Below are 22685 nucleotides of genomic sequence, written 5' to 3' on the forward strand. Positions count from 1 at the left end.
TTTCTTCGTGCTAAAATGAAGGTATCTCTATGATAGACTGTAAAGCGAGCTTTGTAAATGGCGTTGCTTTGCAGTAAATCAGCAAAAATGAATAGAAATGAGGCTGTAAGAGTGATTCAAGTAACGAATGAACAAATCAAAAATATTCCATTACTTCATGTTGTTAGACACGATTTACAAGGAGAAAAATTGCCAACGGTCTTTTTTTATCATGGTTTTCAGTCGGAAAAGGAGCTTTATCTCCACTACGGGTATTTCTTGGCGGAACGGGGATTTCGTGTGATTTTGCCGGAAGCGAAATTTCACGGGGAGCGCCAAGGACAGATTTCGGCTACTGAGCAAGCCGCATATTTTTGGGATACTGTTACAGCGAATATTGTAGAGTTTAATGAACTGCATTTGGAGCTAGTTGCTAAGGGACTCGTGGATGAAGACCGGATCGGTGTGGCTGGCGTTTCGATGGGCGCTATTACGACACTTGGTATTTTAGCACGTTTTGAAACGGTAAAAGCTGCTGTAAGCTTAATGGGAAGTGCTTATTATGAAGACTTTGCAAGAGAACTAGTTGCAGCAGCTGAAGCGGAAGGAATGGAATTTCCTTATGATGTCGAAGCAAGGATTTCAGAACTTGAACCTTATGATTTAAGTAAACATCTAGACCGGTTGGGAAATCGGCCGTTACTTCTTTGGCATGGTAAAAAGGATGATGTTGTGCCTTTTAAATATAGTGAAAAACTAGTTGATACGCTTACTTTGGAAAACCTAGCGGAAAATGTTGAATTCGTCATTGACGAACAAGCTAAACATAAGGTGTCGATTGATGGAATCAATCGGACGACCGTGTTTTTCCAAAAAAATTTATAGGTGATGAAAATCTCTGTGAGTTGTGTTACAATGTCTCTACAAACAGCCAAAAGGAGGTTCGCTCTTCATGGATGAGGAACTAAAAGAAAATATTATGGGCGCACTTGAACAAGTGATTGACCCCGAACTAGGAATAGATATTGTGAATATTGGGCTTGTCTATGATGTTGATTTGGATGCAGATGGGCTGTGTACGGTCACAATGACGTTAACGACAATGGGATGCCCGCTTGCTGGTATTTTAACAGATCAAGTTCATGCTGCACTTGCTGATATTCCAGAAGTGAAAGATACACATGTTGATATCGTTTGGAATCCACCTTGGACAAAAGAACGGATGTCACGTTACGCAAAGATCGCACTTGGAATTCGTTAAATAAAATTTAAAGCCGCATGTCTCTTTGTAAGAGGCATGCGGCTTTTTCTTGAAAAATCAGCCTTAAGAAGGATCCTTGGCGTGAATCGCTTGGCTATAATGAAAGTAAGTAGAAAAAGGAGGGCTTTTAAAATGGAAGAACGTCTTTATGAACTAGAAGATAAAGTGCAAGATTTAGAGTTAGAGGTTCTTGATTTAAAACAACAAGTCTATGAACTTAAACAGCAGCCAAAAAAAACAGGCTCTATTTTAGGTGGACAAGTTTGGGTCCTTATTCCAATCGTTGCGATTCTAAGTGGAGTGTTAATTACAATTTTTGATTGATAAAATTTTAACGTTAGTAAGTCTTTTTACTGGATTTTTATTGAACGATTCGTTAAAATAATCAAGTCTACTATTAATCTTTTATTTTGAGGTGCTTTTTTTTGGATTGTCACAAAAAGTCCACAATTAGGCACTTGATTTTTTTTAGAAGAATAGTACAATGAATATATAGCGTTTTATCCCGATGAAAGCTAGAAAGTTTTTTTGGTTTTCATGGGGATAAGACCCTATCATGGTTATAGTGGCTTTCGGTGTATCCATCTTCCAATAGATTAACATTTTGTTAATCATCTGTTTTAACACCGAACCATTATTTGTTTTCATTCATCTCATTTGCCATGTAGTCTCCGTCTATGCCTCATCCCGTTATGCATAGACAATCGAGCATGATGGCGACGCTGGACGTTTTGTCCAGCGTATTTTTTTGCATAAAAACAGATGATTTCTGTTCAAGGCAAGCTCTTGTTATACTAAAAGTATCGGAAAGGGGTTGAGAGAATGACTTTAACAGGTAAAAAAATTATTGCCTTAGTAAGTGATGACTTTGAAGATTTAGAGCTATGGTATCCAGTTCTGCGACTTAGAGAAGCTGGTGCAACAGTAGATCTTGTGGGGGAAGAAAAAGGACGCGTGTTTCACGGAAAATACGGTGTGCCTGCCACATCGTATTTTGCCTTTCAAGATATTAATAAAGAAGATTATGATGCGATCATCGTTCCTGGAGGCTGGTCTCCAGATAGACTGCGTCGCTTTGATGAAGTGCTAGATTTTATTCGCTATTTTGATGAGCAGAAAAAACCAATCGGACAAATTTGCCATGCAGGATGGGTTCTTGCATCTGCTGGTATTTTAAAAGGTGTAAATGTAACTAGTACGCCTGGAATCAAAGATGATTTAACTAATGCAGGTGCGATTTGGCATGACAAACCAGCTGTAACGGATGGGCATATTATTTCAAGCCGTCGTCCGCCAGACTTACCGGAGTATTTAAAAGCTTTGATTGCTGCTTTTGATTAAAAAGAAAAAAGCCATTCTACTAAATTCCAACTAGGAATAGAAGTAGAATGGCTCTTTTGCTTTAGAAATAGTAGCTGATAATGAAGCCAATGAAATTTGGAACAGCTGCTAAGAAAAGCATGATGCTCCAACGAAGCTGTTTGCTTCGTGCTTCGCGATTGTTACGTCCACCCAGTGAAACAAAGGCGGAACAAGCAATGGAAATGAAAATTAATAGCATCGCTACAAAGGAAAACATTGTGGCGAGCGTATAATTTGGAAGTAAGAAGCTTGCGAGGAAAGTAAGCACAGCTATGCCGATTCCTGCAAGAAATGATTTTAAGTACAAAGCGATGACATCCTTTTCTAGAGTTTACTTTCTTTATAGCAAATGCGCCCGGCTTTGTCTAGTTAAAAGCGCCTGCAAAAGCTACAGGCGCTTCACGATTAATGAGGTAAGAAGGCAACGAGAATAAAGAATAAAATAGCGATTAAAATAAGGAACCAGTTCAGTTCGCGCCATTTACCAGTGAAGACTTTAAGAATCGGATATGAGATAAAGCCAAAAGCAAGCCCGATCGCGATACTTGAAGTTAGTGGCATCGCAAGGATAACAAGGAAAGCTGGGAAAGCTTCATCTAATGTATCCCAATCGATTTCTTTCACAGCACCGATCATCATGCTACCGACAATAATAAGCGCTGGAGCAGTGATAGCTGAAATTCCTGAAACAGCGCCGACAAGTGGAGCAAAGAAAGCAGAAACTACAAACAATGCAGAAACTGTAAGTGTTGTAAGTCCGGTACGTCCGCCAGTCGCAACACCTGCTGAGGATTCTACATACGCACTTGTTGGTGTAGTACCAAAAATCGAACCAACTGTTGTTGCGATGGCATCACCTAGCAAAGCTTGTTTAGCGTTTGGTAGCGATTCACCTTTCATCAAACCAGCTTTTTTAGCAACTCCGATCATTGTTCCTGTCGTATCAAAAATAGTGATTAGAAGGAACGAAAGGATAACAGCATAAAGGCTATGTGAAATAACATCTGAAAACGCATGAATCGGGTTTGTAAAAACAAATTCAGGCATTGGCGGCAATTTAACAAAGCCATCAGTAAATTTAAGTTCACCTGTAAAGAAAGAAATGATTCCGGTTGCGATCATTCCGATAAATAAAGCACCTTTTACATTTAGTGCAAGAAAAATAAGTGTGATTAAAAGCCCTACAATGGCAAGTAAAGCCTCAGGCGAGTGCAAGTTGCCAAGTCCGACTAGGTTAGAATCATTTTTAACAATGATCCCAGTCATTCGGAAACCTAAAAACGCGATAAAAAGACCAATTCCGGCTGTGATCCCAGCTTTTAAATTATGTGGAATCGCCGTAATAATTTTTTCACGGAAAGGTGTTAACGATAAAATAAGAAAAATGATTCCAGCTACAAAGACTGCAGCGAAAGCAACGGAATAATCCATTTTTTGAGTCGTTACAACTGTCACGAAATAAGCATTCATACCAAGACCTGGGGCGATGGCGATTGGATAATTAGCGAAAAGCGCCATCCAAAGTGTACCAACGACAGCAGAAATAATGGTTGCCATGAAAACGGTGTTGAATGGAACACCTGCGGCAGAAAGGATTGCTGGGTTTACGACGATAATATAGACCATCGTCAAGAATGTAGTAAAGCCGGAAATAATTTCCGTTTTTGCATCTGTTCCGTTTTCTTTTAATCGAAACATAAGATTTGGACACTCCCTTTAATATCATTTACGAACAATTAATGATTACTATATTATAATATTCGTTTTTCAGGGAAAATGCAACCCCGTTTTTTGTGTTTTTGCGGTAAAGGAAAAGTAAATAGGTCTATGTTATAATGAAGATGATTTCACCTGAAAAAGGAGGAAGTGCGATTTGAAGGCGATTATTTTTGATTTTGATGGAACGATGATCGACACAGAAAATTTATGGCATGATGCGACGATGAACTATGTGAAAGAAACGTATGGGATTGAAGTTCCAGCTGTGATATACGAGCAGATCATTGGAACGACAGAAGAGCCACTGCATCATTACTTGACAGAAGCTACAAATGGTCAGTTCGATGTAGAAGCTTTTACGACACACATTTCGAACGAACTTTTAGAAGGAATTGCCCATTTAAACCTTCGCCCAGGATTCAAGCGCGTTTTTGATTACGCAGTTTCAGATGGCTTTAAGATTGGTCTAGCAACGAGTTCTGGTCGAGATTGGGTGGAGCCCATACTTAAGAAATTTGATTTATTTCCGCATTTTTCAAGCATTCAAACTGCGGATGATGTGACGCGGATCAAGCCCGATCCGGCGCTTTATCTTCAAGCAGCCGCTGAACTCGGGAGCAAGCACGTTTATGCAGTGGAAGATTCACTAAATGGTGTTATTGCAGCACAAGAGGCCGGCTTAAAAGTTTTAGCAGTGCCAAATGCAGCGACGGCGAATATTAAATTCCCGGAAGGAGTGGCTGTTTTTCCGGATTTTGATTCAATCCCGCTCGAAAAAGTTTTTGCAAACTAAATAAAAAAATTTGCTCTAAAAATTAAACCTTAATTTTTAGAGCTTTTTTTATAAAAACAAAAGAAAAAAGGACTTAAAAAGATAAAAAAATTTAATTTTATGAGCTTTTAAACGTTGCTATATAGCTACTTTTTGACAGAAAAGGGTATTGCTTTCCGAAGAGCAGGCATGTATAATTCAAAACAATTACGAGTGCTTAATTAGAAAATACATAATAGTAATACCATCAAGAGGAGATGAAACAACATGAAAAAAATTAGATTATTAGTTATGGCAGGCCTTTTATTATTAGTTATTAGTGGTTCGATAACCGCTTTTGCTAAAGGAAATACAGCGGATACGAGATGGCACAATGAGTACAGATTTTGGAGCCCTTATGACCATTCACCAGCAAGAATGAAGTTTAACACCAGTGCCTATTACAATAAAGTCATAGGTAGTAGTTTAAATAACTATGCTAAATTTTGGGCTGCACTTGGCGATGGAAAAGACGTATCTGATGGGCATGTTTATAGACAACGATTAGGAAATAAGCCACTTCATTTGTACAATAAGGCGCTGGAATGGAATAACTACTATCCAATAAAAGTAAGAGTTGAATCCGCACGATTTGAGTCTTTTGCTATGTGGGGAGTATGGAGCCCAGATTCAAGGAGATGATGAGCTATTAAGCACTCGTCATTTGATTTAATAATACACATTTAAGACACCAAGAAACGAGGACATCAATATCAATGAACGACTTTTTAAAACTAAGATTACAAACAAATCAACGTCTTTTAGCCCTTTTAATCGGTTTAGCTATGGTTGGTGTTCACCTTTTAAAAGTTTACAGTTTGTCTGTTAAGCAACATGTCGCTTTTACTCCATATACGACTTGGCTTTCAATGGACTTTTCAGGTACGAGCGCTTTAATGCTTCTTTTTTATCTGCTTTTGCCGATTATCGCTTCGCTTTCTGCCTCAACTATTTTTTTAGAAGATAAAAGAAATCATTTAATTTGTTATGGTTTATTGAACTTTTCCCGAAAAAAATACTTTTCGATGTTATTCTTAAAAACTTTTTTAACGGGTGCAGTTGTTGTTGCGCTTCCGCTGATTATCGATTTGATTGGTTGCTTTTTATTACTTCCAAACTTAAAACCAGATCCACTTATCAATGTAAATCTTGGAATTTATGAAGGAAGCGGTGATTTATTTCCCCACTTGTTTTATGCGCATCCACTTATATATGCCCTCGTTAACATTGCCATCAGCTTTGTATTTGCAGGACTTTTTGTGACTTTTGCACTTGCGGCTTCCTTTTATATTAAAAATAAAATGGTAATTTTGCTTCTTCCTTTTTGCTTGCAACTGTTGAGCATTGCAGTAAATTCATTTGTCTTGAAAAACGTTGCCTTCTCACCTTTTGGCTTTTTGCCAGAAGCGATAACAACGTATGATAAAAGCTTTTTAGCAATGCTTCTTTATGGGCTAATCCTTTTTTTGATTACACTATTTCTATACGTTCGTGGAGTTAAAAAGAATGAAGCGTTTTGAGAGTTTAAAATTTGCAAGAATCCGCTTGTCTCGCTTTTACGGAATTTATTTGCTTTTTGGTGGTCTCACCACTCTTTATTTTGTTTTGACCTTTTTGCAGGCAGAGTCTAATGATGCTTTCACAGATAGTCAAATTTTAATGGCTTTAAGCCCTTTAGCTGGCATTCTATTTGTTTTTATCCCGTGTCTGCTCATTTTTATGACCATTTTGCCTGAAGTGAGCGTTTTAGAAATGGCTATTTACCGGAAAAGGCAACTTTATTTAACTTTTCATCTTATCAAATTTGTTATAGTATTCTTAGTCGTTTTACTACCGTGCATCTTACAATATGTTTTTTACCTATATAAGCTTCTTCATTTGCAAGGGCTTGATTTACTGGCAGTAGGCGGTTCATATGCTTTAATTTGGCTTGAAGCCTTTTCACTGCTAGAACTTCTCTATTTGTTTTTCCTTATTCTTATTAAAAACAAGGGAATAGCGCTGATGCTCACTTATTCAATATTCGTTTGTGATGCTCTTTTTATATCAGGAAAGCTTGGTTGGAGCTTTTTTTGGAAAACAACATTTGCGAAAATCACGAATTTTGATCTCGCTATTCAATTAACGGAACAACTTGAAATTATGGGGAAAGCGTGTCTGCTTCTTGCTTGTATTTGGATGATTTTTTATAAGAAAGATGTGAAAAGATGATTTTTAAACTTTATAAGCAAGAAGTAAGTGTCTATTTTTTTCGAGAAAAATGGAAGATTTTATGCTCATTCATCTTATTATTTTTGCTGGTTTTCTTGCAGGCTAGTCAGATAAGTGAGCATGAAAACTTACTGGCTAAGTTGTTAAGTGGCCCTTCAAAAGTGGATTTAGATAATAACTTCTATCAATTTCCCATCCTCTGGTTTGCTTTTTATTTTATCCAGTTGTTCCATCTTTATAATTATCTTGGACGGGAAGAGCAGCAAGATAAAGCCATGTTTATTGCAAACGGGATGAATCGCCGAATGATTATCAGCAGTAGGTTGCTTACTGTTATGAGTTTTGCAGGGCTATATTGGCTTGTGTTTGTTGGTTTAAATATCTTGTTCTCCCTTTCTAAAACTGGTCAATATAGCTTAAATCAATTGGAAGAACTTGCTTTCTTTTTGCTTGCGCTCTTGCTACTTAATGTTCTAGGAGTTATGATTCAGCTCGTTTTTAACACGATTTCAGCACTTTTACTGACATGTATTTTCTTGATTTTGTCCACAAGATTTTATTTGTTTTATTCTATTGTTAACGCAACGTTTAGTAGTCGCTGGATGGATTATCCGGAACTAACACGCATCAAAATGCTGTTTATGGCACTTTTCATACTTTTATTGCTTATATATCTTGCTATTTTTATCTACAGACAAAAAGACATCTTGAGAAAGTAGGGGAAACATGGATTATATTAAATTGTTTAATGTGACCAAAAAAATAAAGGGGCAAATGGTACTTGAAGGGATCACATTAACCTTGCAAAAAGGGTCGATATACGGATTAAGAGGGGCAAATGGTTCGGGGAAAACAATGCTTTTGCGGGCCATTCTGGGATTGATTCGATTAAATGACGGGAAAGTAGAAGTTTGCGGTGAGCCGATTTTGGCTGAAAAGCGGTTTCCTGTTTCTACAGGATTGTTACTAGAAAACCCCTCGCTTGTTTTTGAATTCAGCGCCTATAAAAACCTGCAATTGATTGCGGCGCTGAAAGAAGAAAAGATAACGGATAAGGAGCTTGGCGCCTTGCTTATAAAAGTCGGACTTGATCCAAAAGATAAAAGGCGTGTGAAGCGTTTTTCACTTGGGATGAAGCAAAAAGTGGGACTTGCTCAAGCTTTGATAGGAAATCCAGAATTACTTATTCTAGATGAGCCTTCAAATGGATTAGATGAGGATAGTGTTGAAAACTTGAAACACTTATTACTGGAAGCAAGGGAAAATGGGGCAACGTTAATTTTGACAAGTCACGATCGGTCTTTTTTGGAAGGCGTTTGTGATGAAGTGATTGAAATAAAAAGTGGAAAACTGATAGACAAGCAGTATGAGGTATGAAAATGAGTAGAATTAAATTATTGGTAGCGATACCTGCAGTTCTAGTGCTAGGGGTTTTACTTGTTTTAGGATATCTTCATGCGAATCAACCATTTCGCGATTTTGCGGTGAGCGAGAAGAAGATCGTGAAAGATAAGTGGGTAGAAACGGCTGATTATAAGCTGAAAGTGCTAGATGTGAAAGAGGAGAAGCAAAAGGAAGCTGGGGAACTGGCTTGGTCGAATTTGATTGTTTCTGTTTTGATTGAAAATAAAAAGCATCAAAATATAAGAAGTCAGCTGCTGGGAGAGACTTTTCTTTCATCAGAAAAAGCGAGCTCAGGTCAGGCGTTAGATATTTTGGATGAAGATGGACATTCTGCAGTTCTAAAATTTGGGAAAGCGATTCCTTGCCAAATTGTTTTTGAGACGCCATCACGAGATATTGCGGATCTTACGAAGGTATGGATGACAGTGATGCAAGAAAAAGGGCATCAATATACGAAATATGTTTATCATTTTTAAAAAACGGCTGGTAGTTTCCAGCCGTTTTTTTAATTTAATTAAAGTTAAGGCTTTCCAGCCGGTCAAAGGCTTCTTTTAGCACTGTTAGATCTTGGGTGACGGCGAGGCGAACATATTCGTCACCACTATCTCCAAAAGCGCGTCCAGGAATGACTAGGACTTGTGTTTCTTGCAAAAGGTATTCGCTAAAAGTGACGGAATCCATCCCGGTTCGGCTGATGTTTAAAAAGGCATAAATCGAACCTTTTACTGGATGGAGCGACAGATAAGGGATTTTTGCTACGCGTTTTTGAACGTATTCGAGTCGCTTTTTAAATATATCAGCCACTTTTGGAATAAGCTCTTCTGCATGATTAAGAGCGTAAATGGCAGCTCGTTGTGAAGGCGTTGGCGCAGAATAGGTGATGCCTTCGTTCAGAAGTTTAGCGGCTTCGTTGATATATGGTGGAGAAATCATGTACCCGAGACGCCAACCAGTCATGGCGAAATTTTTCGACATGCTACCGAAAGTAATGGTATGCTCCGGTGCAAGGGAAGCCATCGGTGTGAAATCTTCATAAAAGCAAAAGCCGTCATACACTTCATCAGAAAGTATGTAGAAATCATGTTTTTTCGCAAGCTCTGCAATTTTTTCAAGTGTTTCTTTTGAGAAGATGGCTCCAGTTGGATTGTTGGGCGAATTCAAAATGAGCGCTTTCGTTCGTTCGGTGATAGCAGCTTCTAAAATGTCCGCATTAATCATAAAATCATCTTTTTCATAGGTTGGGATAAAGATGGGAGTGCCACCTGAATTTAAAACTTGGTCCTTGTAAGGCGAAAAATATGGCTCGTGAATAATGACTTCATCGCCTGGATCAAGAAGAACTTGAAGTGCTAAATACATGCCGTGAAGCGCACCAACCGTTGCCCGAATTTGATTTTCGGCAAAATCGAGCTTGTATGTTCTTTTGAAAAACGATTGGATGGCTTGGATCAATTCAATGTCGCCGCCGGACTCTGTGTACTTTGTCGCGCCACGTGAAACATCCGCAAATGCTGCATTAATGATGGACTCATCCGTGATTAAATCGGGGTCGCCGATTGATAAATCCAGAATGTTAGGCGTTCTTTTAGCTAAAGTGCCGATGTCCGCTAAGATGTTTACAGGCGTTTCTTGAAATTTCTTTGCGATGTTGCTTTTATCCATCCTAATTCCTCCTCATAAAGAAAAAAGAACGCAATGCTGCATTCCTTTTTCTTTTTATTTTAACATAAATTAAGCGAGTACTTTTCCTAAAAAATCTTTCGTACGGTCATTTTTCGGATTGCCAAAAACTTCATCAGGCGTTCCTTCCTCTTGGATAACGCCGGCATCCATGAAAACAACACGATCAGCAACTTCACGGGCAAAGCCCATTTCATGGGTGACGACAACCATTGTCATGCCTTCTTTTGCAAGTCCTTTCATAACGTTTAACACTTCACCGACCATTTCTGGATCAAGTGCTGACGTCGGTTCATCAAACAACATAACATCTGGATTCATCGCAAGTGCTCGCGCAATGGCTACGCGTTGTTGTTGACCGCCCGACAAATTGGCAGGGTAACTTGAGGCCTTTTCAGCAAGACCAACTTTTTCAAGCAATTCCATCGCTTTCTTGCTAGCTTCTTTTTCGCTTTCGCCTTTTACTTTTGTCGGCGCCAAGGTTAAGTTTTCAAGAACGGTTTTGTGCGGGAAGAGGTTAAAAGCCTGGAAAACCATGCCCATGCGCTGGCGGAGCTTGTTGATATTTGTGCCTTTAGCGAGCAAGTCATTCTCTTCGAAAACAACATGGCCAGAAGAAGGCTGTTCGAGTAAATTGAGACAGCGAAGCAAAGTGCTTTTCCCACTACCAGAAGGACCAATCACAACGACAACTTCACCAGCATCGATTTCTAAATCAATTCCTTTTAAAACCTCATTTTTTCCATAGTGTTTGTGTAGGTTCAGAACATTAATCACTAGTTTTGAATCTCCTTTCCGCAATGCCCAAAAGTCTGGAGAGACTGAATGTAAGGACAAAGTAAATGAGTGAAGTGATGATTAGCGGAACAAATGGCTTGAAGCTTGCGCCTTGAACAACGCCAGTCATAAACATAAGTTCGCCAACACCGATAACCGAAACGATGGAAGATTCTTTGATGACTGTGACAAATTCGTTTCCTAAAGCAGGTAAAATATTTTTGATGGCTTGCGGCAATATGATAAAGCGCATTGATTGGTTTTGTGTCATGCCAAGTGAACGTGCGGCTTCCATTTGCCCTTTATTCACCGCTGTGATGCCCGCGCGGATAATTTCAGCGACGTAAGCAGCACTGTTCAGTGAAAGCGCGATACAGCCGGAAACGAAAGCTGAAAGGTTCAGCCCGAAAACTTGTGTTCCAAAAAAGACGATAAAAATTTGGACAAGAAGCGGCGTGCCGCGAACGAATTCTACATACCACGTCGCAGGCCAGCGGAGCCATCTTGTTTTGGAAAGCTTCATTAGTGCTAGAAGAGCCCCGAAAATCGCGCCGCAAAAGACGCCGATGGCTGCTAAAACGATCGTATAGAGAGTTCCCTTTAAAAAGTAACTGCCATATTGGCTGAAGAAATTACTTTTTTGAAACATTAATTCATTTGCTTCTTTTTGATATTCTTTTAGCAACTTTTTATCTTTGATTTCTTTGATCGAATGGTTAACCTGATCTTTTAAAGAGGTTGCGCCTTTTTCCATAGCAACAGATGTTTCTTTCCCACCGTTCACAAATCTTGCATCGGAAATCGCAAGTGTATCATCTTGACTCGCATAGGCTTCAGCAACGGGTCCTTCGAGAACAACAGCATCAATTTTGTTGTTTTTTAAGTTCAAAATTAAATCGGGAACTTTTTGAAGAGAAGTGACTGTTGAACCGGTCAACTCTTTTTGAGCTAATTCTTCTTGAGTAGTTTGCTTCTGTGCACCTACTTTTGTTCCGCCAAAATCACTTGTGGATTTTAGTTTATTTTTGTCTGCTTTTCGAATGACGATCTCTTGCTCAACATCCATGTAAGGATCGGAAAAATCAACTTCTTTTAGTCGTTCTGGTGTGGGGGACATTCCCGAGACGATTAAGTCGATTTTACCAGTCTTTAAAGCACCAAGCAGACTATCGAAGCCCATTTCTTTAATGCTCAGTTTTACACCCATATCATCTGCGATTTTTTGAGCGATACTGATATCAAAGCCGACAATTTCATCTTTTCCCTTAATGGTTTGATGAAATTCGTAAGGCGGGTAATCCGCCGACAAGCCAACTACCAATTCTTTTTTATCTTTGATTTGTTGCAGCGAATCATCGCTAGCCGCTTTGACAGAAAGAAACGGCATACAAAGCGAAAGCATAAAAATGACGATAAAACTGATGATGGCTAGTTTTTTAGGGTGTTTAACATTAAGCATATCTGCAACTCCTTCTCGTTTTACTAAATTTACTATGTAATAATAATACACGATATTGATTAAATATTCAATAGCAGATTTAAAAAACTTTTATTTTAAGGAGAGAAGCACTGATTTATATGTATAAATGATGTATTTTATAAACCGATTTTGCTTAAAATAGCGATGAAATAACTCAGAAAGAAAAAGCTATCAGGAACATTCGTATTCTCATCGATAAGCTGTAAGAGGATTTGCTGATCTTGGATGATAATAAAAGCACTTTCTTGTCCGTGAAAAAGTATAGTTATGCGGTCCATTGTATTTTTTTGGATGATTTCAATGGGGAATTCAGATTCGGTTGTAAATAGGTGAAGGAAGTCTATTGAGGTTTCATCTTCATAAAAGGCAAGCTTTTTGTCGTTTTCTAAGTCATGAAAAACAACTGCTGCATTATCGCCCTCGCGCCAAGCAATTTCAAATGTTAAAGCCGCGAGTTCTTGTTTTTCACGTCGTTCACTTGAAAAAAGATTCGCATCACGAAAAAACGAAATTTTATCTGGGAATTTTATAATTGTGCCGATAGGTTTACCGTTTTCTTTATTCACTTTTACGGGCAGTTTATTCACGAGAGCCAGAGGTTTTTTAAAATAATAGCGCATTAATTTTGCTCCTTTCTTGGGTTTTATTCCCGCTTTTTACGAGCTAAAACGATATCAAGCTAACAAAAAAGTCACAACCGCGTGTGGGTCATGACTCGATATTTTATAAGAACAGATTTAAGATGAAGAACATGAGTGCAGCTACCGCAGCCGAAATTGGCAGGGTGATGATCCATGTTACAATCATTCGTTGCGCTGTATCCCATTTTACACCTTTCACGCGGTGAGCAGTTCCTACTCCAAGAATAGAAGAACTGATAACGTGAGTGGTACTTACGGGTAGATGGATGAAAGTAGCTCCAAAGATCACGATAACAGAACCAAGGTCTGCTGCAACTCCGTTAACAGGTTTGATTTTCATGATCTTGCCGCCAACTGTTTTAATGATTTTCCAACCACCGATACTTGTTCCGATTGCCATTGCGAGCGCACAGGAAACTTGTACCCAGAGTTGAACATCATCTTGCGTTTGGAAGCCGTTTGCAATTAAGGCCATGGTGATGATCCCCATTGATTTTTGCGCATCATTCGTACCATGTGTATAAGATTGAAGCGCCGCTGTTGCTACTTGAAGAAACCGGAAATTACGATTTGTTGTCGATAAGTTCAAGTTCTTTAAGAAAACCTTAAACAGCGTATAGATGGTGTAACCGGCAATAAATGCAAGAAACGGCGAAGCAAGCAAACCGATAATAATGGTTACGAAACCTCCGTACTCAATCGATGCAAAACCAGCAGAAGCAATGGCTGCTCCGGCGATGGAGCCAATTAACGCATGCGAAGAGCTACTTGGAATTCCAAAGTACCAAGTAAGTAGGTTCCAGAATATTGCAGCAAGAAGGGCAGCTAAAATGACAATTTCACCATGCGGGATTTTGAACGGGTCAACAATATCTTTTGTGATGGTTTTTGCTACACCAGTAAAAGAAATCGCACCAATAAAGTTCATCACAGCCGCTAGTAAGATAGCATGCCTAGGCTTAAGGGCTTTTGTGGAAACACTTGTAGCAATTGCATTTGCTGTATCATGAAATCCGTTGATTAAATCAAACGTAAGTGCAGCAAGTACAATGACCACTGTAATCAGAAATAATCCTTCCATTGTTCGGCTCCTTATGCGTTCTTCATGACAATTGATTCAAGTGTATTGGCAACACTTTGACAGTTGTCTGCAACTTCTTCGAGATCTTCATAAACTTGTTTTTTACGAATAATTTTAATCGCATCTGTTTCTTCTTGGAATAATTTAATAAGTGATTCGCGGTAAACTTCATCACATTGTGATTCATAATCTTTGATTTTTATGGCTAACTTACGCACTTCTTTCAATTTCTTATTGAAAACAAGATCGACTGCTTTTTCGATCTCAACGGTGCTTTCTTGGATCGCTTTAATGAATTTCAACATGTACTCGTCATAATGTGTAATCTGACAGATTTCAAGTGAAAAAGCAGTTTGTTCAAGACCATCCATTACATCATCCAAACGGTTCGTAAGTTCAAGCATATCTTCACGCTCGATAGGTGTAATGAAGGCATCGTTTAGTTCCATGATCATTTTGTGAACCATTGTATCGCCGGTAGTTTCATATTCTTTCATTTTATCTGAAAAAGTATGTAAGTCCCCAAGTGAGTCAATGTTGTAGGTAGCAAAAAAGTCTGCTCCTTCATGAAGATTCACAGCAATATCATGTAGCAAAGATGCAAAGCGGTCTTTCTTATTTTTAAAAGCCATTTTCTTAAATTCCCCCGATCTTTTAAGTAAGTAATTTTTGCAAATGAATTCCCTACATTTAAAAGGTTTTTCTTAACAATTTGCTTACAAAAAATTAAAACGTATCTACTTGAAATTTACCACATGATAATACTAACATATCGAGCACCGAAATAGGAAACTTTTTTTGGGTTAAAATAAGGCGTGAAAAGACTGCAATCGGTTACAATGGGTTGAATAGCGCAACAACTATTTTTTTTGTCACAAAAAATTAACTTATTATTAGGAAGAAAAGCGGAAATTCGTTATACTGGGAATAGAACTTTCTGAAGAAAAAAGCGGCTTGAAGGAGGCTTTCAGATGGTAAAAACCGTACAAGATAAGTACCGGCTGCAAAATGGAAGTGAGATTCCTTATATTGGGCTTGGAATTTTTCAAATGAGTGAAGAAAAATATGTTACCCAAGCTGTTGTAGAAGCGATCAATGCAGGTTATCGTTTGTTTGATACAGCAGCTGTTTATAATAATGAACGCGAAGTTGGTGAAGCGATTCGAGCGGGTGGGGTTTCACGGAGTGAACTTTTCATCAGCTCGAAAATTTGGAACGGGGATCAAGGCTACGATGAAACCCTGTTCGCCTTCGAGCGGACGCTCAAAAACTTAAACTTGAGCGAACTCGATTTGTACTTAATTCATTGGCCACTTGCAGGAAAGTATCGGGACACTTGGCGTGCGATGGAGCGACTTTACGCTGAGGGAGCGGTGAAAGCAATTGGTGTGGCGAACTTTAAAGAGCATCATCTAGAAGACCTTTTGGCTGTTGCGAACGAACTGCCAGTCCTAAACCAAGTAGAGACGCATCCGCTTCTCCCACAAAATGAACTGCGAGCATTCCTAAAAAAATACGGGATTGCGCATGCTGCTTGGTCGCCACTTGCGAAGGGAACGCTCATGCAAAATCCAGTGATCCAAGCTATTGCGAAAAAGCACGGGGCGCAGGTGGATCAAGTTATTCTGCAATGGCATTTGCTTCGAGATACGATCATCATTCCAAAATCGATTGCCTCCTCGAGAATCAAAGAAAATTCGAAGTTAGCATACTTTGAACTCGACAGTGAAGATTTGTATAAGATGAGTAAATTGGAGACTGGAAAATATGTAGGGCCAGATCCAGATGACTTAGCTTACTTTCTTGAAAGTATGGAGCGCGAAGAAGAGCAACTTCGAAATGCTCGTGAAAATGGTTAATAAAAGCACCGCCAAACGATGTTAGGCTTCGTTTGTCGGTGCTTTTTTGATTGTAAAATCATTTGGCGGCTCTTTTTTTACGACTAATGTTTGATTTAAAAACGGATGGAAAAATTCGAGCTCTTCGGCATGTAGCAAAGTACGCTTCGCAAGTTTCGCACCGCCGTATAAATAGTCTCCGATGATCGGGTGCCCGATACTTCTTAAATGAACACGAATTTGGTGAGTCCGCCCAGTTTCAAGCTTCAATCGAACAAGGCTGGTGTCATTCGGATAGGTTTTAAGCCGTTCCAGATGCGTTATCGCGTTTTTTCCACTGGCACTAATGCGCATTTTGTTCGGATGATGGCGGTCGGTGCCAATCGGTTCTTGGATGGTAAGGGCTTCCGGGGTTTTGCCACTAACAAGCGCGAGATAGGTCCGGTGGATGTTGCGGGCTTCAAGTTGCCAAGAAAAAGCTGCGAGGCTCAAGAGATTCTTGGCAAATAAGACGAGCCCCGACGTTTCTTGATCGAGCCTGTGCACTGCAAACGGAGAAGATGTGGGATCATGCTTCAAATATGCTGCCGCAAAATTTGCGAGCGTCCCGGTTTCGCTCGGGCTGTTTGGATGCGTTTTGACGCCAGCGGGTTTATTTAAAACGAGAATAAAATCGTCTTCGTATGAAACCTCAAGTGGGCCTGACTCAATTTTTGCGGCATTCTCTTTCTGGAGCGGGACTGTTAAAATTTGTCCGGCGGAAAGCTTCCCTTCCCAGTTAGGCTTATCTGAGCCATCCAGTGTGAACTCAGGTGACATCCGAAGTTCATGCCGTGCTTTTTTTCCTAAATGAAAAGTATCCCGAAAAAGTTCGGTTAGCGTTTGATTTTCCCATTCAGGGAGAACGGTGATTTTCAGCATTTTTCTTAGCCTCCTTGGCAGCAAAAAGCTGGAACTTTCTGCAAAGCTCCAGCTTTAACCTTTTTAATCGTCATCTTCTTCATCATCATCTTGATCTGGTTTAGGTTTGTCCATTTTGATGATCTCGAGGTATTCAATGTGATGCGGTTCGGCTTCTTTAACACGGAAGATATAGCCGCCGTATTCGATTTCATCGCCGACTTCCACTTCGTAGTTTTGCGTTAGGAACCAGCCACCAATCGTATCAACTTCCTCTTCTTCAATATCAGTTCCGAGAATGTTGTTCACTTCATCAATTAAAAGCTTGGCATCGACAATATAATGGCCATCTTTAATGCGGCGAATCTCTGGAATTTCGTCTGCATCGAATTCATCTCGAATATCGCCAACGATTTCTTCGATAATGTCTTCAACGGTTACGAGTCCAGATGTGCCGCCGTATTCATCGAGCAAGATCGCGATGTGCGAACGTTCTTTTTGCATTCGAAATAAAAGTTCTTTGATCGGAATGGTTTCAATCACACGAATAATCGGTTTGACATAAGGATCAATATTGAATTTTTTATCGGAACCATGTTCTACGTAAGCCGATAAAATTTCTTTTAAGTTTAAAACGCCGATAATGTGATCTTTATCCCCATCAATCACGGGATAACGCGTATAGCGCTCGGTTTTCATAATATCGGATAGGTCAGAAATATTCGACCCGGCATCAATCGTGACGATTTCTGTCCGCGGAATCATGACTTCCTTTGCCATTCGTTCGTCAAAATCAAATATTTTATTTACATAGCGGAATTCAGATTGGTTAATTTCGCCACTTTTGTAGCTTTCTCCGACGATAATACGCAACTCTTCTTCTGTGTGTGCAACTTCATGCTCATTCGCGGGTTCTAGTCCAAATGCCTTCGAAATAAGAACGGAAGATTCATTTAGTAACCAGATGAATGGGAACATGATTTTGTAGAAATAATGAAGTGGTCGCGCAACCGCAAGTGCGACAGCTTCTGTTTTATCAATCGCAAGCGTTTTTGGAACAAGTTCTCCGACAACAACATGCAAGAATGTGATGAGAATAAAAGCGATCACAAAAGAAAGCAATGTAACAATTGAACTTGGTACATGTAAGAGTTCAAAAAGTGGATGTAGAGCGGCTTCAACAGTTGATTCCCCGAGCCAACCTAATCCAAGTGAACTGATCGTGATTCCAAGCTGACAAGCTGATAAGTATGCATTTAGATGATTATAGATGTAACGAGCCAAGTTTGCGCGTTTACTTCCTTCTGCTATCAACTGATCGAGTCGACTTGGTCGCATTTTAACAATCGCGAATTCAGTAGCTACGAAAAAAGCCGAAACGCCGATCAAAAGTGCGATGATTAAAAATTTAATGGTAAGTATCAATCGTAGGTCATTTTATAGAAAGAATCTATAAATGACTGCCACCTCCTAGGTAAACTTAATTTTTAGAAAGAAGTAGGCTGTCTGGCTGAGAGGAGAAAATTCTCAAAGCGAAGTGCCTACTGGATGGATAATGAATTAAATTTAAAATTAGTTGCACTGCCCCATTCGAAAATCCCCTCCTTCTCCGAAATGGTAAAGTTAATTAAATTATAATGGAGAATGAAAAAGAACACAATAATCTTTTACTTTTCAAAAAAGGGTTCAATATGAACAAGCGTATAAGCTGTTGGAAATTTAGAACGAATGGCTTGCTCAATTTGTTCCGTTATTTCGTGACTGCGAACGACATTTAAATCGGGATCAACGGCGACGGTTAAGTCAATCCAAATGCGATTTCCGTTGAAGCGAGCTTTGATATCTTTAATTTCTTTCACATCTGCTACGTCGTGAACAAGAGCGTGGATGGTTTCAAGTTTTGAGACATCAAAACCATCTGTTAAACTGTGTGCGGCATCGAAGAAAATCTTGACTGCGGTATAACCGATCAAAATACCAACAAGAAGTGCTGTCACCGCATCAACCCAAGGGAGACCAAATAGTGCAAAAATAATGCCGATAAAAGCGCCAAAGCTTACCAAAGCATCGGAGCGATTATCCAGTGCGGCAGCTTTTACTGCTTGACTCTCGATTTTTTTCGCAAGACGAATGTTATAAAGGTAAATACCGAACATGAAAATGCCGGAGAAAAAAGCAACAATGGCTGTCAAAGTATTGGGTGCAGCAAAATTTCCTTTAAATAAGTTAGATACGGAACTAAAAATAACTTCGAGACCGACGAGTAGCATGATGAAAGAAGCGACGAGCGAACTAATCGTTTCCGTTCTGCGATGCCCATAAGCGTGATCGGCATCGGGCGGGATGCGCGATATTCGAAGTCCGATCAATAAGGCGACTGAGGCGATCACGTCGGTCGTGTTATTTAATCCGTCGGCGAAAAGAGCATCAGAATGCCCAAGTAACCCAACAATTACTTTGATTGCAGCTAAGAATAGATAGGCTAAAATACTCAGCAAAGCTGCTTTTTCTCCTTTTTTAATATCTTGATAGCCTTCCAATTTAAATGCCCTCCAATACAAAAATCTCCCCGAAATGTTTCGGAGAGACAAATTTAAACTTCAATAAACTGTTTCTTTAAACTCTTAACAAGAACGGCAATTTGTTCGCAAATTTCCTGATATATCGCCCATTTTGAATGAGTGCTCTTAGCATGCTCTGGATCTTTGATATCCCAGTAGACAACTTTTTTCTGAAGTGCTTCTGGATAGTGCGGCGCGATTTCATAAGTGGAGTCATAAATTGTGATGATTAAATCGGCCTTTGCCAGAAGTTTTTGACTAGGTACATAAGACAAACTACTCGGAGTATCGATTGCAAACTCTTGAAGCGCTTCAGACACAAAATGTGTTTTGCGAGCCTTAAGCCAAGAACCGCTGATGAAGGTCACATCAGGAAGTTTGAGTTTCTTCGCCCACGCTTCCGCGATCAAGCTGCGAATATGCGATTGTGACAAGAAATAAATCAATTTTTTTGGCATTTTTAATTCCTTTCCGTGTTGTCTTTGTGCAGGCCTTTCTAAAAAGTCCCTCTGTCCATACTTGTTGTCTACCCAGTTTCGTTTTTTGGGAAACATCTTTTTTATTTTCAGCTATTTTGGCATAGGAAAATGGGAAGAGAAAAAAATGAGGCTTAGGGCGGTAGAAAAAATTCTTCGTTTAGCGTAAAATAGTCGTAGTTCAATGTGCGATTTGACACTGGAACTAAATTTAAAGGAAAGTTAGGAGATAAGTTTGGAAAATTTTAAACAGCTGATTTTAAAATCAATCAAACAATTTTTCAGCTTTATCTGGAAATGGCTTAAGATTTTTTGGAATAAATTACGCCGCTTTATGAAAAATAAACATGTAATTAAATGGATTATTTTATTTGTACTACTTGCGATTTTAGGATTCATTATTTATTTAACGGTTGTAGCCAAGTCTGCAGATATTGATGCGCTTAAAAAAGGTCTGGAAACGGCCACAATTGTCTATGACAAAGACGGCGACAAGGCAGGGGAGCTTTCGTCAACGGATGCGACTTTTGTCAAAATTGATAAGATATCCAAAAACGTGCAAAATGCAGTGGTATCTGTCGAAGACCGAAAGTTTTATGAGCATAATGGCTTTGACTTAAAAGGAATTTTCCGGTCGGCATTTGGCTTAGTAAAAACTGGTGGAATCACTGGCGGAGGTAGTACGATCACACAACAACTTGCGAAAAATGCGCTCCTCAGTCAAGAACAAACGTTTACGCGGAAGGCGAAAGAATTGTTTATGGCGCGCGAAATTGAGCGGACATATTCCAAGGATGAAATTTTGGAAATGTACTTAAACCGTTCTTATTTTGGTAATGGTGAATGGGGCGTTGAAAATGCTTCGAAAAAATATTTTGGGAAAAAGGCTTCCGAGCTTACAGTTCCTGAAGCAGCAATGATTGCTGGGTTGCTCCAGGCGCCTAGTGCTTATGATCCGTACAAACATTTAGAACGAGCAACTGAGAGACGGAATGTCGTTTTAAAAACCATGCTTGAAAATAAAAAAATCAGTAAAAGTGAATATAATACGTATCGGAATACTAAAGTAGCGCTAAACAATAAAGCGTCCGATCCGCTTGCTAACAAATATCCGTGGTATGTGGATGCTGTCATTAATGAGGCAGTGAATAAAGCGGATGTTTCGCAAGATGAAATTATGCGTAAAGGCTATAAAATTTATACGGAGCTCGATCAAAACTATCAAACGTCATTAGAAAGCATCTATGATAACAATTACAATTTCCCACAAAGTGCGAGTGACGGGACACTGATTCAATCGGGAGCGGTCTTGATGGATCCAGCAACGGGAGGCATTAGAGCTTTGATTGGCGGTCGTGGTGAGCACACATTCCGTGGCTTCAATCGAGCAACACAAATGCGTGCCCAACCTGGTTCGACAATGAAACCTCTTGCAGCTTATGTGCCGGCTCTTGAAAAAGGGTGGGATGTCGATACCATGCTGAAAGATGAAAAGAAAACCTATAAAGGTAATTATACGCCGACAAATGTGAGCGGCACCTATCAAGGCGAAGTTCCGATGTACGAGGCGGTGGCACAGTCAATTAATGCGCCGGCTGTTTGGACCTTGAATGAAGTTGGCATTAAGCGCGGCATGAAGTCCGTAGAACGATTTGGGATCCCACTTGAAGAAAGCGATGATACGCTTGGACTTGCGCTTGGTGGACTGAGCAAAGGGGCAACGCCAGTAGAAATGGCCACGGCTTATGCAACATTTGCCAATAAAGGTGTAAAACCGACGGAAGGCTACGTCATTAGCAAAATTGTTGATCCATCTGGAAATACGATTTATGAGCATGAACCTGAAACAAAGCGAATTATTTCAGAAGATGTATCCAATGAAATGACTTCGATGCTGCTTGACGTTGTGAATAATGGAACCGGGCAAAATGCAGCTGTAGCTGGCTATGAAATGGCTGGTAAAACGGGATCGACACAGGTGCCGTTCGATGATAAGAGTGGAACGAAAGATCAGTGGTTTGTAGGTTATACACCTAATCTTGTTGGGGCTGTTTGGATGGGCTATGACAAAACGGATGAAAACCATTATTTGAAAACGAATAGTTCAAGCGGTGTGGCAAACTTGGCGCACTATGTCATGAAGAGTGGTCTGAGATACTTGAAACCGGAGGACTTTGCAACGAAGAGTGCTGCCCAGATAACGCAGAAGAAAAAAGCAGATGAAGCGAAAAAAGAAGAAGAAAGCAATGATTTCTGGAATTCGGTGAAAGACAAGGCCAGTGAAGCTGGAGAAACGATCAAAAAAGGTGCTGGCAAAGTTAAAGAATTTGGCGGCAAAGTGACAGATGAAATCAGCGGCTGGTTTGGTGGAAATTAATAAAAAAGCACGTGACGAGGAGTCACGTGCCAGACTGTCGAAAAACGCCGATCCCTCCATGAGAAAGAAGAGGGATGGGCGTTTTTTTCTATAAAAATGGAAAAAGAAGAAGCCAAACAGGACTTCT

25 protein-coding genes are annotated in these 22685 nt (G+C 39.6%); 13 read left to right on the plus strand and 12 right to left on the minus strand.

Features of this window, described 5'->3' with window-relative positions; genetic code table 11:
* The first annotated feature begins 111 nt into the window (after nt 1-111).
* From yjfP to HCK02_RS05655, 4 genes are all read left to right on the plus strand, one after another.
* Nucleotides 112-864, plus strand: a complete 753-nt coding sequence (yjfP, locus tag HCK02_RS05640; protein ID WP_167629121.1) for an esterase — start codon at nt 112-114, stop codon at nt 862-864.
* A 67-nt stretch (nt 865-931) separates the two neighbouring features.
* Entirely contained in the window at nt 932-1240 is a 309-nt protein-coding gene (locus tag HCK02_RS05645; protein WP_115753151.1) for a metal-sulfur cluster assembly factor, read from the plus strand.
* Between the two features lie 132 nt (nt 1241-1372).
* On the plus strand, nt 1373-1564 hold the full coding sequence (locus tag HCK02_RS05650) for a hypothetical protein (RefSeq protein WP_167629122.1): 192 nt from the start codon (nt 1373-1375) through the stop codon (nt 1562-1564).
* Nucleotides 1565-2062: 498 nt separating this feature from the next.
* A complete protein-coding gene (locus HCK02_RS05655) occupies nt 2063-2581 on the plus strand; it encodes a type 1 glutamine amidotransferase domain-containing protein (protein WP_167629123.1) in 519 nt (172 codons plus the stop codon).
* A 61-nt stretch (nt 2582-2642) separates the two neighbouring features.
* Here HCK02_RS05655 and HCK02_RS05660 read toward each other — a convergent pair whose 3' ends face one another.
* Both HCK02_RS05660 and HCK02_RS05665 read right to left on the minus strand, forming a co-directional pair.
* On the minus strand, nt 2643-2909 hold the full coding sequence (locus HCK02_RS05660) for a hypothetical protein (RefSeq protein ID WP_115753148.1): 267 nt from the start codon (nt 2907-2909) through the stop codon (nt 2643-2645).
* Nucleotides 2910-3007: 98 nt separating this feature from the next.
* Nucleotides 3008-4300, minus strand: coding sequence for an NCS2 family permease (locus HCK02_RS05665; protein WP_167629124.1), 1293 nt, complete (start codon nt 4298-4300; stop codon nt 3008-3010).
* Nucleotides 4301-4475: 175 nt separating this feature from the next.
* Here HCK02_RS05665 and HCK02_RS05670 point away from each other — a divergent pair, with 175 nt between their 5' ends.
* The 7 genes from HCK02_RS05670 to HCK02_RS05700 all read left to right on the plus strand — a co-directional run bounded on the left by HCK02_RS05670 (nt 4476) and on the right by HCK02_RS05700 (nt 9223).
* On the plus strand, nt 4476-5114 hold the full coding sequence (locus tag HCK02_RS05670; protein ID WP_167629125.1) for an HAD family hydrolase: 639 nt from the start codon (nt 4476-4478) through the stop codon (nt 5112-5114).
* A 246-nt stretch (nt 5115-5360) separates the two neighbouring features.
* On the plus strand, nt 5361-5774 hold the full coding sequence (locus tag HCK02_RS05675) for a hypothetical protein (RefSeq protein WP_167629126.1): 414 nt from the start codon (nt 5361-5363) through the stop codon (nt 5772-5774).
* 74 nt (nt 5775-5848) lie between these two features.
* Entirely contained in the window at nt 5849-6652 is an 804-nt protein-coding gene (locus tag HCK02_RS05680) for a hypothetical protein (RefSeq protein WP_167629127.1), read from the plus strand.
* A complete protein-coding gene (locus HCK02_RS05685; RefSeq protein WP_167629128.1) occupies nt 6639-7343 on the plus strand; it encodes a hypothetical protein in 705 nt (234 codons plus the stop codon). The genes HCK02_RS05680 and HCK02_RS05685 overlap by 14 nt, the downstream gene beginning before the upstream one ends.
* A complete protein-coding gene (locus HCK02_RS05690; protein WP_167629129.1) occupies nt 7340-8062 on the plus strand; it encodes a hypothetical protein in 723 nt (240 codons plus the stop codon). Before HCK02_RS05685 ends, HCK02_RS05690 begins: the two co-directional genes overlap by 4 nt.
* 7 nt (nt 8063-8069) lie before the next feature.
* On the plus strand, nt 8070-8720 hold the full coding sequence (locus HCK02_RS05695; protein ID WP_167629130.1) for an ABC transporter ATP-binding protein: 651 nt from the start codon (nt 8070-8072) through the stop codon (nt 8718-8720).
* A gap of 2 nt (nt 8721-8722) precedes the next feature.
* Nucleotides 8723-9223, plus strand: coding sequence for a hypothetical protein (locus tag HCK02_RS05700; RefSeq protein WP_167629131.1), 501 nt, complete (start codon nt 8723-8725; stop codon nt 9221-9223).
* Nucleotides 9224-9257: 34 nt separating this feature from the next.
* On the opposite strand, the gene HCK02_RS05705 is transcribed toward HCK02_RS05700, so the two are convergent.
* The 6 genes from HCK02_RS05705 to HCK02_RS05730 all read right to left on the minus strand — a co-directional run bounded on the left by HCK02_RS05705 (nt 9258) and on the right by HCK02_RS05730 (nt 15038).
* A complete protein-coding gene (locus HCK02_RS05705) occupies nt 9258-10409 on the minus strand; it encodes a pyridoxal phosphate-dependent aminotransferase (RefSeq protein WP_167629132.1) in 1152 nt (383 codons plus the stop codon).
* Between the two features lie 69 nt (nt 10410-10478).
* The gene (locus tag HCK02_RS05710; protein ID WP_167629133.1) at nt 10479-11204 is read right to left on the minus strand and encodes an amino acid ABC transporter ATP-binding protein; all 726 of its coding nucleotides are present in this window, start codon (nt 11202-11204) and stop codon (nt 10479-10481) included.
* Nucleotides 11197-12663: an ABC transporter substrate-binding protein/permease gene (locus HCK02_RS05715; RefSeq protein ID WP_425482858.1), complete on the minus strand. Its 1467-nt coding sequence runs from the start codon at nt 12661-12663 to the stop codon at nt 11197-11199. The genes HCK02_RS05710 and HCK02_RS05715 overlap by 8 nt, the downstream gene beginning before the upstream one ends.
* A gap of 137 nt (nt 12664-12800) precedes the next feature.
* Nucleotides 12801-13304 (minus strand): hypothetical protein, encoded by a 504-nt coding sequence (locus HCK02_RS05720; RefSeq protein WP_167629134.1) that lies wholly within the window; start codon nt 13302-13304, stop codon nt 12801-12803.
* A 103-nt stretch (nt 13305-13407) separates the two neighbouring features.
* Entirely contained in the window at nt 13408-14406 is a 999-nt protein-coding gene (locus tag HCK02_RS05725) for an inorganic phosphate transporter (RefSeq protein ID WP_167629135.1), read from the minus strand.
* An 11-nt stretch (nt 14407-14417) separates the two neighbouring features.
* A complete protein-coding gene (locus tag HCK02_RS05730) occupies nt 14418-15038 on the minus strand; it encodes a DUF47 domain-containing protein (RefSeq protein ID WP_167629136.1) in 621 nt (206 codons plus the stop codon).
* 339 nt (nt 15039-15377) lie between these two features.
* Between HCK02_RS05730 and HCK02_RS05735 the strand changes: the two genes are divergently transcribed.
* Entirely contained in the window at nt 15378-16265 is an 888-nt protein-coding gene (locus HCK02_RS05735) for an aldo/keto reductase (RefSeq protein WP_167629137.1), read from the plus strand.
* Nucleotides 16266-16286: 21 nt separating this feature from the next.
* On the opposite strand, the gene HCK02_RS05740 is transcribed toward HCK02_RS05735, so the two are convergent.
* The 4 genes from HCK02_RS05740 to HCK02_RS05755 form a co-directional block, all read right to left on the minus strand.
* Nucleotides 16287-17165, minus strand: coding sequence for an RluA family pseudouridine synthase (locus HCK02_RS05740; protein WP_167629138.1), 879 nt, complete (start codon nt 17163-17165; stop codon nt 16287-16289).
* A gap of 63 nt (nt 17166-17228) precedes the next feature.
* Nucleotides 17229-18569: a hemolysin family protein gene (locus HCK02_RS05745; protein WP_167629139.1), complete on the minus strand. Its 1341-nt coding sequence runs from the start codon at nt 18567-18569 to the stop codon at nt 17229-17231.
* 242 nt (nt 18570-18811) lie between these two features.
* Entirely contained in the window at nt 18812-19684 is an 873-nt protein-coding gene (locus HCK02_RS05750; protein WP_167629140.1) for a cation diffusion facilitator family transporter, read from the minus strand.
* A gap of 53 nt (nt 19685-19737) precedes the next feature.
* The gene (locus HCK02_RS05755) at nt 19738-20163 is read right to left on the minus strand and encodes an arsenate-mycothiol transferase ArsC (protein ID WP_115753131.1); all 426 of its coding nucleotides are present in this window, start codon (nt 20161-20163) and stop codon (nt 19738-19740) included.
* Between the two features lie 253 nt (nt 20164-20416).
* Here HCK02_RS05755 and HCK02_RS05760 point away from each other — a divergent pair, with 253 nt between their 5' ends.
* The gene (locus HCK02_RS05760) at nt 20417-22558 is read left to right on the plus strand and encodes a transglycosylase domain-containing protein (RefSeq protein ID WP_167629141.1); all 2142 of its coding nucleotides are present in this window, start codon (nt 20417-20419) and stop codon (nt 22556-22558) included.
* The last annotated feature ends 127 nt before the right edge of the window (nt 22559-22685 follow it).

Origin of the sequence: Listeria valentina (assembly GCF_011800755.1) — a bacterium.
Taxonomy (GTDB): Bacteria; Bacillota; Bacilli; order Lactobacillales; family Listeriaceae; genus Listeria; species Listeria valentina.